General features: G+C 56.3%; 2 protein-coding genes. Both read right to left on the bottom strand.

From position 1 onward, the window contains the following. Positions 1-1,423, bottom strand: a 1,423-nt coding sequence (locus HMPREF2781_RS12665) for a VaFE repeat-containing surface-anchored protein (RefSeq protein ID WP_210386035.1), incomplete at its 3' end; no start/stop codon positions are given. Between the two features lie 661 nt (positions 1,424-2,084). Continuing rightward, positions 2,085-3,431 carry a formate-dependent phosphoribosylglycinamide formyltransferase gene (purT, locus tag HMPREF2781_RS10905; RefSeq protein WP_070645967.1) on the bottom strand — a complete coding sequence of 449 codons (1,347 nt, stop codon included), beginning with the start codon at positions 3,429-3,431 and terminating at the stop codon, positions 2,085-2,087. Positions 3,432-3,711 lie beyond the last annotated feature (280 nt).

The following is a 3,711-nucleotide window of genomic DNA, read 5'->3' as shown; positions in this document are numbered from 1 at the left end:
TCGTCGGTTCCGTCGGTTCCGTAGGCTCAGTCGGTTCCGTAGGCTCAGTCGGTTCAGTCGGCTCGGTCGGCTCAGTTGGCTTCGTGGGCTTCGTGGGCTTGGTCGGTTCCGTCGGTTCCGTAGGCTCAGTCGGCTCAGTCGGGTCGGTCGGCTCGGTCGGCTCGGTCGGCTCGGTCGGCTCGGTCGGCTTCGTCGGCTCAGTTGGCTTCGTGGGCTTCGTGGGCTTGGTCGGTTCCGTCGGTTCCGTAGGCTCAGTCGGCTCAGTCGGGTCGGTCGGCTCGGTCGGCTCGGTCGGCTCGGTCGGCTCATCCTCAGAGTTCACCGTCTGCCCGCCGTCGTTGATGTCCTTATGCTCAGCGATCTTGTTCGGGTTCTCCGTAGTCGCATCCGGAGTGTCCTTACCCTTGTCGTCGACCTCAACAGAGGTCAACTCCTCAAAGACAACCGCAGCCTCAACCGGCTGTTCAGCGTTCGTAACCTTGATCTCGACCTGCTCAGAGCCGTTTGCTGCATCCGGGACAAAGGACTTCTCGCCCTTACCGAGAACAGTCTTCTCATCAGCCTTAGAGATCAGCTCTGCCTTAAGGGTGTACTTCTTACCCGGAACCAGGTTCTCATAGGTAACGGTATCGATTACAGTCGCGTCGTTAACGACGACCTTCTTCGATCCTTCAGCAAACTCGGCCTTGGTCTCGATCGACGGGGTCTTGGATTCCCCCTCGTCGCCTGGCAGGCCTGGCTGATCCGGTGGGAACACACGCTGACCTTGTTCCGTGCGTACCTGCCACGCACCGTCAGGTCCCACAATCGTAATAAAAGCATCCGCCGGCTGGGACGGAATCTCAATCGAAGGATCCACCTCGAACTGGTCATCCAAATTCGTAGCAGTATTCTTCACGATTCGAAGGCCCGTCAACTCTGTAAACTCGTCCGGGCTTCCTTCGAAGTTCTGGAAGCGAATCACATTATTAGGGTCACCATATCCAAGGTTTCCTTTAATAATGTTAATTGCTGTGTCCCTACCCGACGGGTCAGAGACAATTGCCGCCAAGTAAGTACTGTACTTAGCTGCGGCCTTTTTATCGCCCGCAGCTGCAGCGTCACGAAGCTTAATTGCCAGACCAATTGCAGCATCTTGATACTTAGGATCTTCAAATTTCAAGGCACCCGCAGAGGACTGCGTATAGCTGCCAGACGCCTTCATAGGATCTGGGGTAGTCAAGTCGATACACCAGGCCCAGCCAACATTATTAGCAGGGTTTCCTTTAGCCTCAGTGTTACCTTCCGGTGGAACACCCGCCCACACAAGTGGGCCCCAAGAACTATCGCCGCCCACCTTCTCATGCTCGGCGCCTAGGGCGTTATCCGGCTCAAAGTCCGTCGGCTCGGCCGCACCGGCCTTCGCCCAGGGAACGGTGACCATGGCTGCAATTACTGCTATTGCTGTGAAAATAGCAGTAAAGACCATCCACCCCTCTCTGGAGATATTCCTTAATTTACTCATCGTTTCCTCTTCGAATGATGTGAATGTCTACAAGTTTTTCTGCACAGCAGTCATGTTCCGCTGAAACAATCTGAAATCTGGACGCAGGTTTTTACACCTTGACCGGCGATTCTCCTTAAGAATCTCACGAACTCTTATAGTCCACACAGGAGAATATCACCACTCACAGCTGCCAGCAAGCCAGTTGATTGTTGTATAAATTTCCCCTATGCATCCATAGATCAACAATTCCGCTGGTGAAACGCGCTCTAGCCTCGCGCTTTTAGGCATTAATCGACAATCCGTTCGAGATAATGCTGATACGTCACTACGATTAGAATTTCTCATATTTTTATACTTACGGTTTATTAAGCTTTGACTCGGGATATTGCTCACTGCGACCACACTTCTAAGCCCCTACCGGGAAGGCGGAATCGACTGTCCACCCCAGGTACAAAAGGACCATCCCCCGTCAGATGCGCCGCCTTGCATACGCAAAGTGGCCGCGCATATTGCACGGCCATCGCTCCCCCGTTCATCACCCCACTCCCCCGCGGGGCCGGGACATCATTCCGCCCTTTCTTAAAACGTCACTATTACTTTAATCATCGGCGGAGCGGGTTAATTTCGGATCAACGTCGACAACCGGTTCTGGGACCTCAATGACCTCAATATCGGAGACGGCAGTGGCGGTCGGCTCCACGGGCTGCGAGTCACCGTGAACGGTTCTATCAGCATTCGGCCCGACAGTGATCTTTCCCGCCGCCAGCGCTGCCCTGTCGCGGGCGGTCTCAACGTCCTCGGCAGTCGTGGCCACCATACCCATGCGGCGGCCGGCATAAGCCCACGGCTTACCAAACAAACGCACGTCCGTTTCCTCATAGGCAAGGGCAGCATCGAGGCCAGAGTAGGAGACGTCATCAAGCTCAGCGTCCGCGTGCAGAATAACCGCAGCACCGGGGCTGACCAACGTCACGTCGATGGGGAAGCCCAGAATCGCGCGGACATGTAGCTCAAACTCAGAGAAACGCTGTGTATATCCCGTCAGCATGGCGGTATCCAAAGGACGCGGAGAGACGGAGGAGAAATACACCTCATCACCGGCCACGAAGAGTTCAACGCCGTAGACACCGCGCCCTCCCAATTCATTGGAGATACGCGCCGCAACGGAGCGTGCGTTCGCCAGGGCGTCTTCACTCATAGCCATCGGCTGCCACGACTCCACCAGATCTCCCTTTTCGTGGCGGTGACCAATGGGCTCACTGAACCAAGTAGCCATCTTGCCCGTAGCCGGGTCAATGGAGCGCACAGCAAGCAGCGTGACCTCATAATCAAAGTCAACGAAGCGCTCCACCACGACGCGCTTATACTCCGAGGACACGTGGCGCACCATGGCCCAGGCCTCCTCCACGTCCTCTTCTTCTTTAAGAAGGATGTGTCCCTTTCCGGAGGTCGTAATATCCGGCTTCACGATGCACGGCAGCCCCAACTCCCCCACTGCCTCTTGCAGCTCCTCAGCAGACTCAGCAAAGCGATAGGCAGTGACGGGCAGGCCGATGCTTTCAGCTACCTCACGCACGCTCTCCCGACACTGCGTCAGCTCACAGGCCCGCGCCGACGGTACGACGGTGGTGCCGAATTCTTCAATACGCTTCAGCGCCTCCACCGCGACGGTTTCCACCTCTGGGACCACGTAGTCTGGCTTGATCTTCTCAGTCAGCTCCCACACCTTGTACGGGTCCCTAATGTCTGCGATGTAGCTAAAGTGCGCAAGCTGCTGCGCGGGTGCTCCTGCGTAGCGGTCCACGGCGTGAACCTCAAGCCCTAAGTTCTGAAAGGCAATTACCAACTGCTTGCCCAGCTCACCTGCTCCTAGGAGCAGCACCTTGGTGGCGTTTCCTGTCAGAGGGGTTCCGATCTGGCCTGCGATGTCGCCTACGGTAGTCATTCTCGAATTATCGCATACTTTTAGCACTGCATTGCTTGGCGACGTCCCCCCACCCCACCATCCCACTCCCACCGAACGGCTTCCCAACGCTTCGAGTCTTAGGATCACCAAGGCCCCCTTTCCCACCGCAGGGAAACGGTGGAAAAGGGGCCTGGTCTTTAGACTGACCTTCTATGTGTCAGCCGGCCACTTTGGGCCGACTGGCCCTCGGTATGCGTCAGTGTCTCTCTTACTTGGAGGAACCGTTAGAGGAACCTGCACCCGGCGCACAAGCATCAGC

It is taken from the genome of Corynebacterium sp. HMSC062A03 (assembly GCF_001811145.1).
Classification (GTDB): Bacteria; Actinomycetota; Actinomycetes; order Mycobacteriales; family Mycobacteriaceae; genus Corynebacterium; species Corynebacterium aurimucosum.
Note: the sequence above shows the minus strand (reverse complement) of the source record. Positions and strands in the feature narration are given on the sequence as shown.